This is a genomic window from Pseudomonas sp. 51_B, assembly GCF_017491595.1.
Taxonomy (GTDB): Bacteria; Pseudomonadota; Gammaproteobacteria; order Pseudomonadales; family Pseudomonadaceae; genus Aquipseudomonas; species Aquipseudomonas promysalinigenes.
The window spans coordinates 1-485 of sequence record NZ_JAFGYW010000265.1; the positions used below are offsets into that span (position 1 = coordinate 1).

General features: G+C 61.9%; 1 protein-coding gene. It reads left to right on the top strand.

Annotated elements, in window-relative coordinates; translation table 11 throughout:
• A partial coding sequence (locus J5M56_RS24750) for a hypothetical protein (RefSeq protein ID WP_207938030.1) occupies positions 1-483 on the top strand: 483 nt, incomplete at its 5' end.
• Between the last annotated feature and the right edge of the window lie 2 nt (positions 484-485).

Consider the following 485-nt stretch of genomic DNA (forward strand, 5'->3'; position numbering starts at 1 on the left):
TACCAGAAGTGCCGTTTCACTGACCGGGAGAGACGTTTGAGCGACCAACTTCACCCGATGGCTCCGCACCATTTGCCGTTTTTTCTCGCGCCGGGAAGCGGGATCGACACGCTCATGGTCGTCATGGGAATTTTCCTGCTCGGTACCGTGTTCTGGGTCGGTACGCTCTATTGGAAGCTGCACAGCCTGCCGGAGCGGATGGCGCACAAGTCGCAGAAGCTGCAATTCGAGTTCGTCGCCGTGCTCGGTCTGATCTCGCTGTTCACGCATATGCAAATCTTCTGGATCGCAGGACTCTTGCTCGCAATGATCGATCTGCCCGATTTTGGCACGCCGCTGCGCAGCATTGCCGGCTCTGTCGAGCGGATCGCGGACGCCACGCCGGCCGGCGAGGACGTTGAGCCGGAGAGGGAGGCTGTGACCACGCCGCCTCCGGCAGACAAGCCGGTGCCGGCCAAGGCGAAGGAGCCCGGCCATGCTTGAGC